General features: G+C 65.9%; 16 protein-coding genes. 14 read left to right on the forward strand and 2 right to left on the reverse strand.

What is annotated here, in order from left to right; genetic code table 11:
- Positions 1 to 129: 129 nt before the first annotated feature.
- From K32_RS10195 to K32_RS10205, 3 genes are all read left to right on the forward strand, one after another.
- Positions 130 to 1,467 carry a TolC family outer membrane protein gene (locus tag K32_RS10195; protein ID WP_244669980.1) on the forward strand — a complete coding sequence of 446 codons (1,338 nt, stop codon included), beginning with the start codon at positions 130 to 132 and terminating at the stop codon, positions 1,465 to 1,467.
- A 160-nt stretch (positions 1,468 to 1,627) separates the two neighbouring features.
- On the forward strand, positions 1,628 to 2,224 hold the full coding sequence (locus tag K32_RS10200; RefSeq protein ID WP_244669930.1) for a PopZ family protein: 597 nt from the start codon (positions 1,628 to 1,630) through the stop codon (positions 2,222 to 2,224).
- A 181-nt stretch (positions 2,225 to 2,405) separates the two neighbouring features.
- The gene (locus tag K32_RS10205) at positions 2,406 to 5,156 is read left to right on the forward strand and encodes a valine--tRNA ligase (protein ID WP_201403900.1); all 2,751 of its coding nucleotides are present in this window, start codon (positions 2,406 to 2,408) and stop codon (positions 5,154 to 5,156) included.
- A gap of 583 nt (positions 5,157 to 5,739) precedes the next feature.
- On the opposite strand, the gene K32_RS10210 is transcribed toward K32_RS10205, so the two are convergent.
- Positions 5,740 to 7,596 carry a DEAD/DEAH box helicase gene (locus tag K32_RS10210; RefSeq protein WP_201403901.1) on the reverse strand — a complete coding sequence of 619 codons (1,857 nt, stop codon included), beginning with the start codon at positions 7,594 to 7,596 and terminating at the stop codon, positions 5,740 to 5,742.
- A 331-nt stretch (positions 7,597 to 7,927) separates the two neighbouring features.
- Here K32_RS10210 and K32_RS10215 point away from each other — a divergent pair, with 331 nt between their 5' ends.
- The 11 genes from K32_RS10215 to K32_RS10265 all read left to right on the forward strand — a co-directional run bounded on the left by K32_RS10215 (position 7,928) and on the right by K32_RS10265 (position 16,555).
- Positions 7,928 to 8,263: a septum formation initiator family protein gene (locus tag K32_RS10215; protein WP_201403902.1), complete on the forward strand. Its 336-nt coding sequence runs from the start codon at positions 7,928 to 7,930 to the stop codon at positions 8,261 to 8,263.
- Positions 8,264 to 8,430: 167 nt separating this feature from the next.
- Positions 8,431 to 9,489, forward strand: a complete 1,059-nt coding sequence (gene pdhA, locus K32_RS10220) for a pyruvate dehydrogenase (acetyl-transferring) E1 component subunit alpha (RefSeq protein ID WP_201403903.1) — start codon at positions 8,431 to 8,433, stop codon at positions 9,487 to 9,489.
- Between the two features lie 15 nt (positions 9,490 to 9,504).
- Complete coding sequence (locus tag K32_RS10225; RefSeq protein ID WP_201403904.1) at positions 9,505 to 10,893, forward strand: pyruvate dehydrogenase complex E1 component subunit beta; 1,389 nt, start codon at positions 9,505 to 9,507, stop codon at positions 10,891 to 10,893.
- Between the two features lie 4 nt (positions 10,894 to 10,897).
- Positions 10,898 to 11,194: a DUF5076 domain-containing protein gene (locus K32_RS10230; RefSeq protein ID WP_201403905.1), complete on the forward strand. Its 297-nt coding sequence runs from the start codon at positions 10,898 to 10,900 to the stop codon at positions 11,192 to 11,194.
- 7 nt (positions 11,195 to 11,201) lie between these two features.
- A complete protein-coding gene (locus K32_RS10235; protein WP_201403906.1) occupies positions 11,202 to 12,563 on the forward strand; it encodes a pyruvate dehydrogenase complex dihydrolipoamide acetyltransferase in 1,362 nt (453 codons plus the stop codon).
- A gap of 75 nt (positions 12,564 to 12,638) precedes the next feature.
- Positions 12,639 to 14,054, forward strand: a complete 1,416-nt coding sequence (lpdA, locus tag K32_RS10240; protein ID WP_201403907.1) for a dihydrolipoyl dehydrogenase — start codon at positions 12,639 to 12,641, stop codon at positions 14,052 to 14,054.
- A 75-nt stretch (positions 14,055 to 14,129) separates the two neighbouring features.
- Positions 14,130 to 14,360, forward strand: a complete 231-nt coding sequence (locus tag K32_RS10245) for a GIY-YIG nuclease family protein (protein WP_244669931.1) — start codon at positions 14,130 to 14,132, stop codon at positions 14,358 to 14,360.
- A 164-nt stretch (positions 14,361 to 14,524) separates the two neighbouring features.
- Positions 14,525 to 14,773 (forward strand): GlsB/YeaQ/YmgE family stress response membrane protein, encoded by a 249-nt coding sequence (locus tag K32_RS10250; protein ID WP_201403909.1) that lies wholly within the window; start codon positions 14,525 to 14,527, stop codon positions 14,771 to 14,773.
- 79 nt (positions 14,774 to 14,852) lie between these two features.
- Entirely contained in the window at positions 14,853 to 15,101 is a 249-nt protein-coding gene (locus K32_RS10255; protein ID WP_201403910.1) for a GlsB/YeaQ/YmgE family stress response membrane protein, read from the forward strand.
- A gap of 18 nt (positions 15,102 to 15,119) precedes the next feature.
- Positions 15,120 to 16,082 carry a lipoyl synthase gene (gene lipA / locus K32_RS10260; protein WP_201403911.1) on the forward strand — a complete coding sequence of 321 codons (963 nt, stop codon included), beginning with the start codon at positions 15,120 to 15,122 and terminating at the stop codon, positions 16,080 to 16,082.
- Between the two features lie 5 nt (positions 16,083 to 16,087).
- Entirely contained in the window at positions 16,088 to 16,555 is a 468-nt protein-coding gene (locus K32_RS10265; protein ID WP_201403912.1) for a type II toxin-antitoxin system RatA family toxin, read from the forward strand.
- On the opposite strand, the gene K32_RS10270 is transcribed toward K32_RS10265, so the two are convergent.
- Positions 16,540 to 17,454, reverse strand: coding sequence for a bestrophin family protein (locus K32_RS10270; RefSeq protein ID WP_201403913.1), 915 nt, complete (start codon positions 17,452 to 17,454; stop codon positions 16,540 to 16,542). The genes K32_RS10265 and K32_RS10270 overlap by 16 nt on opposite strands.

A 17,454-nucleotide genomic window follows, 5' to 3' on the forward strand; every position in this document is an offset into this window, starting at 1 on the left:
TCCCGGCCTGTCGTACATTGACGATGAATTGTCCGACGGTGGACGTCCGGTAGGGGGGCGTCGCCTCGCAACGCCGAGGTCTTGAACGTGGTTTTTTCTCGGGTCTATCTGGCAACCGTGGCCTTGGCTGTGGTTATCGTAGCTGCCCCCTCTGTCCAGGCTGACACACTGACGTCTGCGCTGTCGCAGACCTACAACAACAATCCGACTCTCAACGCCATGCGCGCCCAGCTGCGCGCTACGGACGAGAATGTCCCGCAGGCCCTTTCCGGCTACCGCCCGGTCCTGACCGGCAGTGCCTTCATCGGCCCGTCCTACACCCGGGGGCGCAGCTCGCCCCTGGCGCGCATCGGTTCGGAGACGACCTGGCCGCGCGGCGTGGGACTGACGATCGAGCAGCCGATTTTTCGCGGCTTCCGGACCCAGAACGCGGTGAAGCAGGCCGAGTCGTCGGTTCTCGCCGGCCGCGAGATCCTGCGCTCGACCGAGCAGGACGTTCTGCTCGACGCGGTGACCGCCTATACCAACGTGATCCAGCAGCAGGCCATCGTCGGGCTGCGCGAACAGAACATCACCTTCCTGCGCGAGCAGCAGCGCGCCGCCACCGACCGCCTGAAGGTGGGCGAGGGCACGCGTACGGATCTTGCCCAGACCGACGCGGCGCTCAGCCAGGGCCAGACGGCCTATGAAGTCGCCGTCTCGGACCTGAACTCCGCCAAGGCGACCTATCTGCAGATCATCGGTGTCGCGCCGAAGAGCCTGTCGGTGCCGCCGATCAATACGCGCCTGCTGCCGAAGTCGGCCGAGGCTGCCGTCTCCACCGGCCAGTCGCGCCATCCGTTGATCCGGGCTGCGAGCTACAATGTCGATACGGCCGCCTTCAACGTGAAGGTGATCGAAGGCCAGCTCCTGCCGACCGTCTCGCTGCGGGGCGACCTCCAGCACCAGGACGATCCGTCGGTCACCGGCTCGTGGGGCAATTCCGCGTCGATCACGGCCAACCTCACCGTGCCGATCTATGAGGGCGGCGTCGTCTACTCGCAGACCCGCCAGGCCAAGGAGACGCTCGGTCAGCGTCGCATCCAGCTCGATTCGGCTCGCGACCAGGTCCGCGCCGCGGCGGTCTCGGCCTATGGCCAGCTCGAAGCGGCGATCGCGTCGATCACCTCGGCCCAGTCGCAGGTGAAGGCCTCGCAGCTGGCGCTCGAAGGCGTCATCGAAGAGCAGAAGGTCGGTCAGCGCACCACCCTCGACGTGCTGAACCAGCAGCAGTCGCTGCTGCAGGCGCGCGAGACGCTGATCCTGGCGCAGCGCGCCCAGATCGTCGCGTCCTACACGCTGCTCTCGACGGCCGGCGGTCTTTCGGCCGAGAACCTGGCGCTCAAGGTTCAGCGCTACGAGCCGAAGCAGCATTACGAGGCGGTCCGCGACAAGTGGATCGGCCTGCGCACGCCGGACGGACGGTAGTACCCGCTGCTGTCGGGGGAAAAGCGATCGGCCTTGTTCCGGCCGGTCGCGGTTTTCGCTACCCTGACACCCGGAATCGCACGCGTATCAAGGCGATTCGGCAATGTCTGTTGGGTGTGGGGTGGCGATGGCCAAAGTCAGTGCGGCGCAAGAGCCTTCGATGGAAGAGATCCTCGCCTCGATCCGCCGGATCATTTCCGAGGATGATTCCGGCCTTGGCGCGCTCAAGTCCGCCGATGCGGACAACGCGCCGGCGCGGTTGCCGAGCGTCCCGGTCTCGGCCGCCGATATCGACGCCCTGTTCAGCGCCCGCGTCAATGAATTCGCCCCGATCGAGCCGCCCCGCGCCGAGCCTGCTCGGGTCGAGCTGCCGCGCGTAGAGCTTCCGCCGGCGCCCGTCGCGCCGTCGCAGCCGGCCGTCGAGCCGCGCATGCTGCGCACGACGCTTCCGCCGCTGCCGGAACCCGCGCAGGCCGTCGCCCGCGTGGAGCGGCCGGCCCCGCCTGCGCCCATCAAATCCGCAACCGACGACCTGCCGCATAACGCGCCGCTGCTCTCGCAGGCGGCGGATGCCGCAGTGATGTCGGCCTTCGGCGACCTCTCGAACACGGTGCTTTCCGCGAACAGCCGGACGCTGGACGATCTGGTCAAGGAAATGCTTCGGCCGATGCTGAAGAACTGGCTCGACAGCAATCTGCCGCCGCTCGTCGAGCGACTGGTTCGCGACGAGATCGAGCGCCTGTCCCGCCGCCGCTGAGCGGCCGTTTCCGGACGCTTCCTGCCCTTCAGGACCCGCATCGGCTCCCCCGTCCCATCTCCCGGCGGTTGTGAAGCGACCTGCGGGCCCCCATCTCAGCAGGTCCCGCGACGGCGGCGCGGTTGACTCGCCCCCGGCCATCCGATTTACAGCAGTTCAAATCCCTCATCCGGAAACGGTCATGCTCGACAAGAATTACGACGCGGCCGCGGTCGAGCCGCGCATCTATGAAACATGGGAAGGCCAGGGCGCCTTCAAGGCAGGTGCCGGAGCCGAACCCGGCGCCGAGACCTTCTCCATCGTCATCCCGCCGCCGAACGTGACCGGCTCGCTGCATATGGGCCACGCGCTCAACAACACGCTGCAGGACGTCCTCGTCCGCTTCGAGCGCATGCGCGGCAAGGACGTGCTGTGGCAGGTCGGCCTCGACCATGCCGGCATCGCGACGCAGATGGTCGTCGAGCGCCAGATGATGGAGCGGCAGGAGCCGAACCGCCGCGAGATCGGCCGCGACGCCTTCGTCGAGAAGATCTGGAAGTGGAAGGCCGAATCCGGCGGCACGATCATTGGCCAGCTGAAGCGCCTCGGCGCCTCGGCCGACTGGTCGCGCGAGCGCTTCACCATGGACGAGGGCCTGTCGAAGGCCGTTCTCAAGGTGTTCGTCGAGCTCTATCGCGGCGGCCTGATCTACAAGGACAAGCGCCTCGTCAACTGGGACCCGAAGCTGGAGACGGCGATCTCCGACCTCGAGGTCATCCAGGTCGAGACGAAGGGCAAGCTGTATCATTTCCGCTATCCGATCGAGGGCAAGACCTTCGATCCCGAGGATGCGACCACCTTCATCACGGTTGCGACGACCCGGCCGGAGACGATGCTGGGCGACACGGCCGTCGCCGTGCATCCCGACGACGAGCGCTACCAGGCCTTCGTCGCAGCGAACGCGCATGCGATCCTGCCGCTCGTCGGCCGGCGCATCCCGATCGTCGCGGATGAATATTCCGATCCGGAGAAGGGCTCGGGCGCGGTCAAGATCACGCCAGCGCACGACTTCAACGATTTCGAGGTCGGCCGCCGTCACAATCTGCCGATGATCTCGGTGCTCGACCGCCAGGCCAATGTCGCCATCGCCGGCAACGCCGATTTCCTCGAGGGGCTGAACAAGTCCGAGGCGCTCGCCGAGACGATTGCCGCCTTCGAGGGACTCGACCGCTTCACGGTCCGCAATTCCGTCGTCGCGATGCTGGAAGAGCAGGGCTATCTCGATCACATCGAGGAGCATGCGCACACCGTCCCGCACGGCGATCGCGGCGGCGTGCCGATCGAGCCGTTCCTGACCGAGCAGTGGTATGTCGACGCGCACACGCTGGCGCAGCCGGCGATCGCCTCCGTTCGCGAAGGCCGCACCGACTTCGTCCCGAAGACCTGGGAAAAGACCTATTACGAGTGGATGGACAACATCCAGCCCTGGTGCATCTCGCGCCAGCTCTGGTGGGGCCATCAGATTCCGGCCTGGTACGGCCCGGATGGCAAGTTCTTCGTCGCCTATGACGAGGCCGAGGCGGCGACGCTCGCGGCCGCGCATTACGGCGCGCCGGTCGCGCTGACGCGCGACGAAGACGTGCTCGACACCTGGTTCTCGTCGGCACTGTGGCCGTTCTCGACGCTCGGCTGGCCGGACGAGACCAACGAACTCGCGCGCTATTATCCAACCAGCGTGCTGATCACCGGCTTCGACATCATCTTCTTCTGGGTCGCCCGGATGATGATGATGGGCCTGCACTTCATGAAGGACGAGAACGGCACGCCGGTCGAGCCCTTCAAGGACATCTACATGCACGCCCTCGTCCGCGACGAGAAGGGCGCCAAGATGTCGAAGTCGAAGGGCAACGTCATCGATCCGCTCAGCCTGATCGACGAGTTCGGCGCCGACGCGCTGCGCTTCACGCTGACGGCGATGGCGGCGCAGGGCCGCGACATCAAGCTGGCGACGAGCCGCGTCGAGGGCTATCGCAACTTCGCGACCAAGCTCTGGAACGCCTCGCGCTTCGCCGAGATGAACGGCGCGACGCGGGTTGCCGGCTTCGAGCCGTCGGCGGCCAAGGAGCGGCTGAACCGCTGGATCGCCACCGAGACAACGCGCACCGCGCGCGCCGTGACGGAGGCGCTCGAGGCCTACCGCTTCAACGACGCCGCCAACGCGCTCTACCGCTTCGTCTGGAACTCGTTCTGCGACTGGTATCTCGAGTTGGTCAAGCCGGTGCTGAACGGCGAGGACGAGGCCGCCAAGGCCGAGACCCGCGCCACCATCGGCTGGACGCTCGACCGCATCGTCACGCTGCTGCACCCCTTCATGCCCTTCATCACCGAAGAGCTCTGGGACCGCACCGCCGACGAGGGTTCGAGCCGCGACAAGCTGCTGGTGCTGACCTCCTGGCCGAAGCTCGACTTCGAGGACGCGGCGGCGGCGGCCGAGATCAACTGGCTCGTCGACCTGATTTCGTCGATCCGCTCGGTCCGCTCCGAGATCAACGTGCCGCCGGGCGCGATGGTGCCGCTCATCATCGTCGGCGCCTCGGCCGAGACGACGGCGCGCCTCGCGACGCATGACGCGCTGATCAAGCGCCTCGCGCGCGCCTCGGACATTTCGGCCGCCGACGCGCCGCCGAAGGGCGCGGTGCAGACGGTCGTCGGCGAGGCCACGATCGCCCTGCCGCTCGCCGGCGTCATCGACCTCGACGCCGAGCGCGCCCGCCTCGGCAAGGAGCTCGACAAGGCGGCCAAGGAGATCGGCAAGATCGAGGCGAAGCTCGGCAACGAGAATTTCGTGTCGCGCGCGCCGGAAGAGGTCATCGAGGAACAGCGCGAGCGCCTCGCCGAAGCGCAGGAGCTGACGGCGAAGATCACCGCCGCGCTGGAGCGCCTGAAGGACTGACCGGTTCCGTTTATTGGACGCTAGATTGCAGAAGGGCTCGCGGCATTGTCGCGGGCCCTTTTTGATTCGGGGGGCAAGTCTTCACGCGAAACAGCCAGAGAGGTCGGGCATCTTCACCTCTCCCTGAGGGAGAGGTCGACGGCCGCAGGCCGGCGGGTTGGGATGTAGGAACCTTGTCCACCCCCCCGACCATCATCCTGAGGTGCCCGGCGAAGCCGGGCCTCGAAGGAGGGTCCAGGGAACCGCCTCGGAACGGATTTCGGCAGACCTTGTCTCCAACTGCAGTGCTCCACTGAATCCTCCTTCGAGGCTTCGCTAACGCGAAGCACCTCAGGATGATGGTGGAGCCGGTCGGTCGGCCTGGAAGGCACCGGGGTTTGGGCAGCTGCCACGGAGTACCTGAACCATCAATCCGGGGTCTGATTTCGAATTACAGGCCAGACACTCAGGACGATGGTCGAGCTTTTAAAAGGCAGCCTGCGAGAATCGGGGATAGGTCACACGCCTCGACGGGGCCAATGAGACCAACAAAAAAGGCCCGCGACATCGTCGCGGGCCTTTTGATTCTCAGCAGTAAGAACGCTCAGCCGTCGTTGCGGTCGCGCTTCTTGAAGCCGGGCTTGAAGCCAGGCTTGCCACCGGGCTTGCCGCCCGGCTTGAAGCCGGCGCGACGGGTCGGCTTCTTGCCGGGGCCACGGGCACCGGCGCCGCCAGCGGGCGCGCCGTCGGCCGGCTCGATGCGGATTTCTTCCTCACCGCCGCGACGCAGCGCCACCATGAAGCGATCGGCCGCGTCGGCCGCGATCTCGAACCGCGTGTCGCGCTCGAAGATCTTGATCGCGCCGATCTCGTTCTTGGTCACGTGGCCACGACGGCAGATCAGCGGCAGCAGCCACTTGGGATCGGCGTTCTTCTGGTGGCCGACGCTCATGCGGAACCAGACCATGTCCTGCTGCGGGCGCTCGACGCGGCCGTTCTCGCTGCCGGGACCGCTGGTCGGCCACTGGCCGTCATTGTCGCGCGGCGCGCGGGGCGGGCGTTCGCCGCGCGGGGCGTCGCGATCGCCACGCTCCTGGCGCGGGCCGTCCCGGCGCGGCTTCGAATCGCGCGGGCCACGGTCCTGCTGCTGGCCGGGATCGAACAGATCCTCCGGCGACGGCAGGCGGGCGCGGTAGGTGCGGATCAGGGCGGCCGCGATCTCCTCGGCGGAGCGCTGGCCAACCAGCTCGCGAACCAGCACCGCGTCCTCCTCGGAGGCGGGCTCGACCCGCAGCAGGCTCTCGAGCAGCCGCTCCTGATCCTTCGCGCGGATCTCGTCGGCGGACGGCGCGGCGGTCCAGTAGGCATCGACGCCTGCGGCGTTGATCAGGCGGAGCGCCTTGGCGCGATTCGTGTACGGAACGAGCAGGGCCGAGACGCCCTTGCGCCCGGCGCGGCCGGTACGGCCCGAACGGTGCAGAAGGATCGCGGGGCCGGTCGGCAGTTCGGCATGGATCACCAGGCCGAGATCGGGCAGGTCGAGGCCACGCGCGGCGACGTCGGTCGCGACGCAAACGCGCGCCCGGCCGTCACGCAGCGCCTGCAGGGCATGCATGCGCTCGGTCTGGCTCAGCTCGCCCGAGAGCGCCACCACCTCGAAGCCGCGCTCCTGCAGGCCGGCATGGACCCGCTTCACCGACTCGCGCGTCGAGCAGAAGACGAGGGCGGCCGGCTGCTCGTAGAATCGCAGCACGTTGACGACGGCGAGGTCGATCTCGTTCGGCGCGACGCGGAAGGCGCGATATTCGATGTCGCCATGCGGCTGGCTCTGGTCGATCGTGTCGATGCGGAGCGCGTCGCGCTGATACTGGCGGGCCAGACGGACGATCTCGCGCGGCAGGGTCGCCGAGAAGAGCAGGGTGCGGCGTTCCTTCGGCGACGCGTCGAGAATCAGCTCCAGATCTTCCTTGAAGCCGAGATCGAGCATCTCGTCGGCCTCGTCGAGAACAACGACCCGGAGCTTGGAGATGTCGAGGCGGCCGCGCTCCAGATGGTCGCGCAGGCGGCCCGGCGTGCCGACGACGATATGCGCGCCCATGTCGAGCGCACGCGCTTCGCGGCGCACGTCCATGCCGCCGACGCAGGAGGCGATTCGGGCGCCGGCCGGGCCATAGAGCCAGATCAGCTCGCGCTGCACCTGCAGGGCCAGTTCGCGGGTCGGCGCGATGATCAGCGCCAGCGGCTCCGCCGCCGGGCCGAAGCTCTCTTCGGTGCCGAGCAGCGTCGAGGCGAAGGCGAGGCCATAGGCGACGGTCTTGCCGGAACCGGTCTGCGCCGAAACCAGCAGATCATTCTCGCCGACATTGTCCTGGAGGACGGCGGTTTGGACGGGGGTCAGCGTTTCATAGCCCTTTTCCGCGAGGGCGCGGGCGAGGGCCGGGTTCTGGACGAGCGAAACCATAGGGGACGAAGCCTGAAATTGGAGAAGCATTCCGGGTCGCGGACAAACAGTTCGCGAGCGGTGAAGGTTCATGCGGAATGCGAGTTGCGCCTCCCATACCCCGGACAGCGCCATTAGCCAAGGATTCTCTGTCATCCATGCGGTCGCACGCCCCTATGCGGAGGGAGACGGGCGGTGCGTTCGGGCAGGGGCGGGCGCTGCTCGCGGCCCGAAGCGTTCAGAAAGCTGTGATCAACAGGTTCATCCGGTTTGGCGCCCACGGCGGAAACCCCGCGTTAATCGTCTTGCCCCATGATTTGTTCATCATGTTGCATCGCGTTCACAGTCCCTCATGACCACACGCCAGCGTAAGCACTCCAAACTCCGGTGGTTCATCCTTCCGCTCGGCTCGCTCGCCGTGATGGGCTATTTCGCCTACCATTCCTTCAATGGCGACTACGGTATCTGGTCGCGCGAGCGCATGGAGCGGGAAGCGGTGCTGCTCGAGAAGGAACTGGCCCAACTCAAGGCGGAGCGCCTGTCGCTCGTCGCGCGCACGCAACTGCTCCGGCCGGAGAGCCTCGATCCCGACATGATCGACGAGCGCGCCCGCGCCAAGCTCAACGTCGCCCAGTCCGACGAGTTGGTGATCAGCGTTGCTGCAGTGCAGCAGACCCTGCAGCATTGATTGTAGAAAAAAATCGCGATGAACCAAAATCCGGTTCATCGATGTTTTTTGTAGTCAAGTCATGTAGTTGGCGCATGGCTCCGATGCTTCTCATGCATCTTGGAATGCCCAACGGCTTCGGATAACGTCCCGCCCATCAGTTTGGGAAACGCCCCGGAGAACAAGGCATGGCTGTAGCCAAAGCGAAAGTCGGCAGCAAATCTGCGCCGGCCGCCGGACGAAAGACTGCAGCGGTAAAGTCGGCCCCGTCGACCCCCGCAGAGAATTTCTCCAAGGAACAGGAACTCTTCGCCTATCGCGAGATGCTCCTGATCCGCCGCTTCGAGGAAAAGGCCGGCCAGATGTATGGCATGGGCCTGATCGGCGGCTTCTGCCACCTCTACATCGGTCAGGAAGCGGTCGTCGTCGGCATGCAGATGGCGATCCGCACCGGTGAGGACCAGACCATCACCAGCTATCGCGACCACGGCCACATGCTCGTCGCGGGCATGGATCCGAACGGCGTGATGGCAGAGCTGACCGGCCGGCGTAGCGGTTATTCGCACGGCAAGGGCGGCTCGATGCACATGTTCTCCATCGAGAAGCAGTTCTTCGGCGGCAACGGCATCGTCGGCGCGCAGGTGCCGCTCGGCACCGGCCTCGCCTTCGCCAACCGCTATCGCAAGACCGACAATGTCTGCCTGACCTATTTCGGCGACGGCGCCGCCAACCAGGGCCAGGTCTACGAGAGCTTCAACATGGCGCAGCTCTGGAAGCTGCCCGTCGTCTACGTCATCGAGAACAACCGCTACGCCATGGGCACGTCCGTTTCGCGCTCCTCGGCTCAGGTTGACTTCTCCCGTCGCGGCGTGTCGTTCGGCATTCCGGGCGAGAAGGTCGACGGCATGGACGTCCGCGCCGTCAAGGCGGCCGGCGACAAGGCTGTCGCCTGGTGCCGCGCCGGCAAGGGCCCCTACATCCTTGAGATCGAAACCTACCGCTATCGCGGCCACTCGATGTCCGACCCGGCCAAGTACCGGTCGAAGGACGAAGTCCAGAAGATGCGCAACGAGCACGATCCGATCGAGCAGGTTCGCAGCCGGCTGCTGGAGAAGAGCTGGGCGTCCGAGGACGATCTGAAGAAGATCGACGCCGAAGTACGTGAAATCGTGAACAATGCGGCGGAATTCGCCCAGAACGATCCCGAGCCGGATGTTTCCGAGCTCTGGACGGACATTGTGAAGTAAGGCCGGGAGAAGACGATGCCGATCGATATTCTGATGCCGGCCCTCTCGCCGACCATGGAGGAGGGCACGCTCTCCAAATGGCTCAAGAAGGAAGGCGACCAGGTCAAGTCCGGTGATGTGATCGCCGAGATCGAGACCGACAAGGCGACGATGGAAGTCGAAGCCGTCGACGAGGGCACGATCGCCAAGCTTCTCGTGCCGGAAGGCACCGAGAACGTGAAGGTGAACACCAAGATCGCCGTGCTCGCCGCCGATGGCGAGGATGCGTCCGCCGTGTCGAGCGCGCCGGCAGAGGCGCCGAAGGCCGCCGAAGCACCGGCCGCCGCCGCGCCGCAGGCCGCGGCAGCCGCGCCCGCTCCGGTCCCCGCCGCTCCCGTCGCCGTGACGATCGCCGCCGATCCGGATATTCCGGCCGGCACCACCTTCGTCTCGACCACCGTCCGCGAAGCGCTTCGCGACGCCATGGCCGAAGAGATGCGCCGTGACCCCAACGTCTTCGTCATGGGCGAGGAAGTCGCTGAATATCAGGGCGCCTACAAGGTCACGCAGGGCCTGCTGCAGGAATTCAGCGCCGATCGCGTCATCGATACGCCGATCACCGAGCACGGCTTTGCCGGTCTCGCTACCGGCGCGGCACTGGCCGGCCTGCGTCCGATCGTCGAGTTCATGACCTTCAACTTCGCCATGCAGGCGATCGACCAGATCATCAACTCGGCCGCCAAGACGCTCTACATGTCCGGCGGTCAGCTCGGCGCCCCGATCGTCTTCCGTGGCCCGAACGGCGCCGCGGCTCGCGTCGGCGCACAGCATAGCCAGGACTTCTCGTCCTGGTACAGCCATATCCCGGGCCTCAAGGTCGTCGTGCCCTATACGGCCGCCGACGCCAAGGGCCTGCTCAAGGCAGCGATCCGCGATCCCAATCCGGTGATCTTCCTCGAGAACGAGATCCTCTACGGTCACGCGTTCGACGTGCCGCAGCTGGATGACTTCGTCCTGCCGATCGGCAAGGCGCGCATCCACAAGCCCGGCAAGGACGTCACCGTCGTCTCGTTCGGCATCGGCATGACCTATGCGACCAAGGCGGTCGCCGAGCTTGCCGAGCAGGGCATCGACGCCGAGCTGATCGACCTTCGCACGCTGCGCCCGCTCGACATCGACACGGTCATCGAGTCGGTCAAGAAGACCGGCCGCTGCGTGACGGTGGAAGAGGGCTGGCCGCAGAATTCAATCGGCTCGCACATCGCGTCCGAGCTTATGGAAAAGGCGTTCGATTACCTCGACGCGCCGGTTCTCAAGGTGACGGGCAAGGACGTTCCGATGCCTTACGCCGCGAACCTCGAGAAGCTCGCCCTGCCGAACGTCGGCGAAGTCGTCGCCGCCGTCAAAGCCGTGACGTATCGGTAACGCCATGGCCGGACACAAACGCGAGCTGGAAATTCCGCCCGGCGCCCTGGAATCGGAGGAGGCCGCGGAAGTGTTCCGCGCCTGGATCGTCGACAAGGGTCTCGATGTCAGCTTCCGGACGGCCTTTGACAGCCCGTCCACTTGGGGCATCCTGCTGGTCGACATAGCTCGCCATGTCGCGCGCGGCTTTGCCAGCGACGGCGTCTGCTCGGAAGAGCAGGCGCTGGAGCAGATCAAGGCCATGTTCGACGCCGAGTGGGATCGTCCGACCGATCTGGGCACGACTGACACACGCCAATAGGTGCTTTATGCCGATCAATATCCTGATGCCCGCGCTTTCGCCGACCATGGAAGAGGGCAACCTCGCCAAGTGGAACGTGAAGGTTGGCGACAAGGTCAAGTCGGGCGATGTCATCGCCGAGATCGAGACCGACAAGGCGACGATGGAAGTCGAATCCATCGATGAAGGCACCGTTGGCCAGCTGCTGGTGCCCGAGGGCGCGCAAGGCGTGAAGGTCAACGCGCTGATCGCCGTGCTTCTGGCGGAAGGCGAAGATGCCAGCGCCGTCGGCGCCGCGCCCGCCGCTGCCCCGGCGCCCGCGGCCGCTCCGGCCGCGGCACCCGCTCCGGCAGCTTCGGCTCCGGCCGCGACGCCAGCTCCCGCAGCGCCGGCAGCGGCTCCCGCAGCACCGGCGGCAGCGGCTCCCGCGGCCCAGGCCGGTGATCGCGTCTTCGCATCGCCGCTGGCCCGCCGCATCGCCAAGGAAGCCGGGATCGACCTCTCCAAGGTCAACGGCTCCGGTCCGCATGGCCGCGTCGTCCAGGCTGATGTCGAGGCTGCCAAGCAGGGTGGCGTCGCCAAGGCCGCGCCGGCTCCCGCCGCGGCTCCGGCGCCTGCCGCCGCGACCGCTGCTCCGGCTCACTCTGGCCCGACCGACGCGCAGACGCTCAAGCTGTTCGCAGAAGGCTCGTACGATCTCGTGCCGCATGACAACATGCGCAAGACGATCGCCCGCCGCCTGACGGAATCGAAGCAGAACGTCCCGCACTTCTACGTCACGGTCGATACCGAGCTCGACGCGCTGCTGGCGCTGCGCGAGCAGATCAACGGTGCCGCGCCGAAGGATGCCGACGGCAAGCCGGCCTACAAGGTCTCGGTCAACGACATGGTCATCAAGGCCATGGCGCTGGCGCTGAAGAAGGTTCCGGGCGCCAACGCGTCGTGGACCGATGGCGGTATGCTCGTCCACAAGGTGGTCGATGTCGGCGTCGCCGTCTCGATCCCCGGCGGCCTGATCACCCCGGTCGTCCGCAATGCCGAGACCAAGTCGCTCTCGACCATCTCGAACGAGATGAAGGACCTCGCCAAGCGGGCGCGCGAGCGCAAGCTGAAGCCAGAGGAATACCAGGGCGGCACGACCTCGGTCTCCAACCTCGGCATGTTCGGCGTCAAGGACTTCGCGGCGATCATTAACCCGCCGCATGCGACGATCCTCGCCGTCGGCGCGGGCATCCAGCAGCCGGTCGTGCGCGGCGGCGAGATCAAGATCGCGACCATCATGTCGGTCACGCTCTCGACCGACCATCGCGTCGTCGACGGCGCGCTCGGGGCCGAGCTCCTGCAGGCCTTCAAGGGCTACATCGAGAAGCCCATGGCGATGCTGGTCTGATCCAGCGCCGTCCTTTCGGCTCCCTTCTCCAAGCGGGGAGGGAGCCGCAAAACCCTTCACGTCAGCGAGACGAACATGGCCGCACCCTACGACGTCATCATCATCGGCTCCGGCCCGGGCGGCTATGTCGCCGCTATCCGCGCCGCCCAGCTCGGCCTCAAGACGGCCGTCGTCGAGAAGAGCCATCTCGGCGGTATCTGCCTAAACTGGGGCTGCATCCCGACCAAGGCGCTGCTGCGCTCGGCCGAGGTCTACCACTATTTCGAACACGCCTCCGACTACGGCCTCTCGGCTGACAAGGTCGGCTTCGACATGGCCGCCATCACCAAGCGTTCGCGCGGCGTCGCCGGCCAGCTGAACCAGGGCGTCACCGGCCTTCTGAAGAAGAACAAGGTCGACGTGATCTGGGGTACGGCCGAGATCACCGCGCCCGGCAAGATTTCGGTCAAGGCGGCCGAGAATCCGCCGAAGAACGCGCTCGGCGGCGGTGACTACGAGGCGAAGAACATCGTCATCGCGACGGGCGCCCGCCCGCGCGCGCTGCCCGGCATCGAGCCGGACAAGAAGCAGATCTGGACCTATTTCGAGGCCATGGTGCCCGAGACGCTGCCGAAGTCGCTGCTCGTCATCGGCTCCGGCGCGATCGGCATCGAGTTCGCGTCCTTCTACCGGACGATGGGCTCCGAGGTGACGGTCGTCGAAGTCCTGCCGCAGATCCTGCCGGTCGAGGACGAAGAGATCGCCGCGCATGCCCGCAAGCGCTTCGAGAAGCAGGGCATCAAGATCCTGACGAGCGCCAAGGTGACCAAGGTCGTCAAGGCGGCGAACTCGGTCACGGCGACGATCGAGACCGCGGACGGCAAGACGCAGGAAATCACCACCGAGAAGCTCATCTCGGCGGTCGGCGTCGTCGGCAACATCGAGGGCCTCGGCCTCGAGAAGCTCGGCGTCAAGACGGATCGTGGCTGCGTCGTCGCGGACGGTGTCGGCAAGACCAACGTTCCCGGCGTCTGGGCGATCGGCGACGTCGCCGGCCCGCCGATGCTGGCGCACAAGGCCGAGCATGAGGGCGTCATCACCGTCGAGGCGATCGCCGGCCTGCATCCGCACCTGATGGACAAGGCCAAGATCCCGGGCTGCACCTACTGCAACCCGCAGATCGCCTCGGTCGGTCTCACGGAGAAGAAGGCGAGGGAAGCCGGCTACGACATCCGCGTCGGCAAGTTCCCCTTCATCGGCAACGGCAAGGCGATCGCGCTCGGCGAGCCCGAGGGCCTGGTGAAGACGATCTTCGACAAGAAGACCGGCCAGCTGCTCGGCGCCCATCTCGTCGGCGCGGAAGTGACCGAGCTGATCCAGGGCTTCGTCATCGCCATGAACCTCGAGACGACCGAGGAAGAGCTGATCAACGCCGTGTTCCCGCATCCGACCCTGTCGGAAACGATGCATGAGAGCGTGCTGTCGGCTTACGGCCGGGCGATCCATATCTGAGGTCCCATGCGGCGAAGCTTGCGACCATGTGTCTACATCGTCGCAAGCCGCCGGCACGGAACGCTCTACATTGGCGTGACCAGCAACATCGCGGCGAGGGCGTTGCAACACCGGGAAGGATTGGTCGAGGGATTTTCGAAGCGCTACGGCACCAAGATACTGGTGTTCTTCGAGATGCACGACACGATGGAATCCGCCATTCTTCGAGAGAAGCAGCTCAAGGAATGGCGGCGGGATTGGAAGATCCGCCTCATCGAGGAAAGCAACCCCGACTGGTCCGACCTCTACAGTTTGACGATGGAATGACGACAATCGCCGCCGTCATCCCGGCGAAGGCCGGGATCCATAAACACCGGCGGAGGTGTCCCGCCATGGACCCCGGCCTTCGCCGGGGTGACGGGCGAGCTGGATGACGGAATGGAGCGCTTCGGCGCGCCGAATGATCAGGACTCGGAAGACAAGTGCTCGGAATGGATACGAAAACAATCCTGATCTGGGTCGCCATCGGCCTGGTCGCAGGCTGGCTCGCCAGCATCGTCGTCGGTGGCGGCGGCTTCATCCGCAACATCATCACGGGGCTGATCGGCGCCGTGGTGGGCGGTTTTCTGGTCAGCCACTTCAACGTGCCGGTCAATCTCGGCAATGAATTCGTCAACCAGATCGTCATCGCGGCCGGCGGCGCTGTCATCGTCGTGTTCCTGGCGCGGTTGATTGCATGACGGCCATGCGCGACACAAAGCTGGTGTTGCGCGCGGTCTTCCCCCATATGGTTCTAAGAATGACAGATCGGGGCTCATCATGAACGGTGTCGGCATTTTCGCGACGATCATCATCGGCATCCTCGCCGGCTGGATCGCGTCCCGCGCGATGGAGCGCCGGCAGGGGTTGATCCTCAATCTGATCGTCGGCCTCGTCGGCGCCTGGATCGGCGCCGCGCTCGCCGCCGCGTTCAACATCCATTTCGCAGGGTTCGTCGGCAGCCTGGTGGTCTCGACCGTCGGCGCGATCGTCCTGCTGTTCCTGCTCAGCCTCCTGCGCCGCGCGTAAGGGGAGTTCGGAGTTACCATGGTCGTCGTGCTCGATACGCGTACCGGCAAGGATCTGCGGCCGCGCCATCCGGAAAAGGCGAACCGCCCGGAAACACCGCTGCTGCGCAAGCCGGACTGGATCCGCGTCCGCGCGCCGGGCTCGCCGGTCTATCGCGAGACGCAGGAGATCGTGAAGAAGAACGGTCTCGTGACCGTCTGCGAGGAAGCCGGCTGCCCGAACATCGGCGAATGCTGGTCGAAGAAGCACGCGACCTTCATGATCATGGGCGACACCTGCACGCGCGCCTGTGCCTTCTGCAACGTCCGCACCGGCATGCCGGAGGCGCTCGACCGCGCCGAGCCGGAGAAGGTGGCGGAGGCCGTCGCCAAGCTCGGCCTCGAGCATGTCGTCATCACCTCGGTCGATCGTGACGATCTCGCCGATGGCGGCGCGCAGCATTTCGCCGACGTGATCTACGCGATCCGCCGTGCGGCACCTGGCACCACCATCGAGATCCTGACGCCGGACTTCCTGCGCAAGCCGGGCGCTCTCGAAGTGGTCGTCGAGGCCCGCCCCGACGTCTTCAACCACAATCTCGAGACGGTGCCGTCCAAGTATCTGAAGGTGCGCCCCGGCGCCCGCTACTTCCATTCGCTCCGCCTGCTGCAGCGGGTGAAGGAGCTCGATCCCAACATGTTCACCAAGTCCGGCATCATGGTCGGCCTCGGCGAGGAGCGGAACGAGATCCTGCAGCTGATGGATGATCTGCGCGTCGCCGAGGTCGATTTCATGACCATCGGCCAGTACCTGCAGCCGAGCCGCAAGCATCACCCGGTCATCCGCTTCGTCACCCCGGACGAGTTCAAGTCGTTCGAGACGATCGCCTATGCCAAGGGCTTCCTGATGGTGTCGTCGAGCCCGCTGACGCGCTCGTCGCACCACGCCGGCGAGGATTTCGCCCGGCTGCGCGCCGCGCGTCAGGCGCAGCACCAGGTCTGATCGCGATGCCGAGCTTCTCGACCGAACACGAGGTCGGTCATTCGGCCACGGAGATGTTCGATCTCGTCGCCGACGTGGAGAAATATCCGCAGTTCGTCCCGCTCTGCGAGCGGCTGGTGATCCGCGGCCGCAAGCCGGACGGCAACCGCGAGATCCTGATCGCCGACATGACGGTCGCCTACAAGATCGTCCGCGAGACCTTCACCACCAAGGTAGTGCTGGACCGCGAGGCGGGCACGATCCGCGCCGAATATCTCGACGGGCCGTTCAAGCATCTCGACAATGTCTGGGCGTTCAAGCCGATCGACGACGCACGCAGCACCGTGAGCTTCGCGATCGACTACGAGTTCCGCTCGCGCACGCTGTCGGCGCTGATGGGCACCGTCTTCGACAAGGCGTTCCGGAAATTCTCCGACGCCTTCGAGAAGCGGGCGGACGCCATCTATGGCGGCATCCCTCAGGTCAGCACGTAGTTCACCGGCTTGACCGGCTCGGGCAGCTCCGCTTCGCCCAGCATTTCCCGCAGCGTCGTCTCGATCATCGTCGACATGCCGTCGAGCGCGAGGTCGTTCGCCGCCGTGCCGAACGGCTCTTCCAGCTGGTCGCTCAGCGCTTCCAGCGCATAGAAGGTGTAGGCGAGGAAGGCGACGATCAGCGGCGTCAGCACGCCGATCGAATCGACCAGCCCGAACGGCAGCAGGAAGCAGTAAAGATAGATCGTCCGGTGCAGGATCACCGAATAGGTGAAGGGCAGCGGCGTGCCCGCCAGCCGCTCGCAGGCGCCCAGCACGTCCGAGAGCGCATCGAGATGCCGCTCCATCGCCGTCACCAGGATCGGGTCGATCTCGCCGGCTCGGCGCAGGTTGGCGATCAGGCCGCCGATATGGAGCAGGATCACCGCCGGACGGAACTGCGCGGCCGCGAGCGGTCCGTCGACGAAGTCGGCCGGCAGGAATTTCTTGAGATCGGGCAGGGGATCACTGCGGCGCAGCTGGTGGCGCAGCGCATGCGTGAAGGCGATGGTCGCATAGATGATCGCGCGCGCCGCCGCCGGATCGTCCTGCAGCGTCAGCGCCTGCCGTGCCAGCGAACGGGCATGGATCAGCAGCGCGCCCCATTGCTTGCGCGCCTCCCAGAAGCGGTCGTAGCTGGCGCTGTTGCGGAAGCCGAGAAAGATCGCGATCGCGATGCCGATCAGCGAGAACGGCACGAAGGTCAGCGTCACCTTGAACGAGAAGAGCCGGCCGTGCAGCAGGGTGACGATCGTCGCGAAGGCGGCGGTGAGCAGGAGCTGCGGCAGGATGATCGGCAGCACCGAGCCGCGCCAGACGAGGATCATGCCGAACCAGTTCGGCCGCTTGCGGACGATCAT

This window comes from Kaistia sp. 32K, assembly GCF_016629525.1.
Classification (GTDB): domain Bacteria; phylum Pseudomonadota; class Alphaproteobacteria; order Rhizobiales; family Kaistiaceae; genus Kaistia.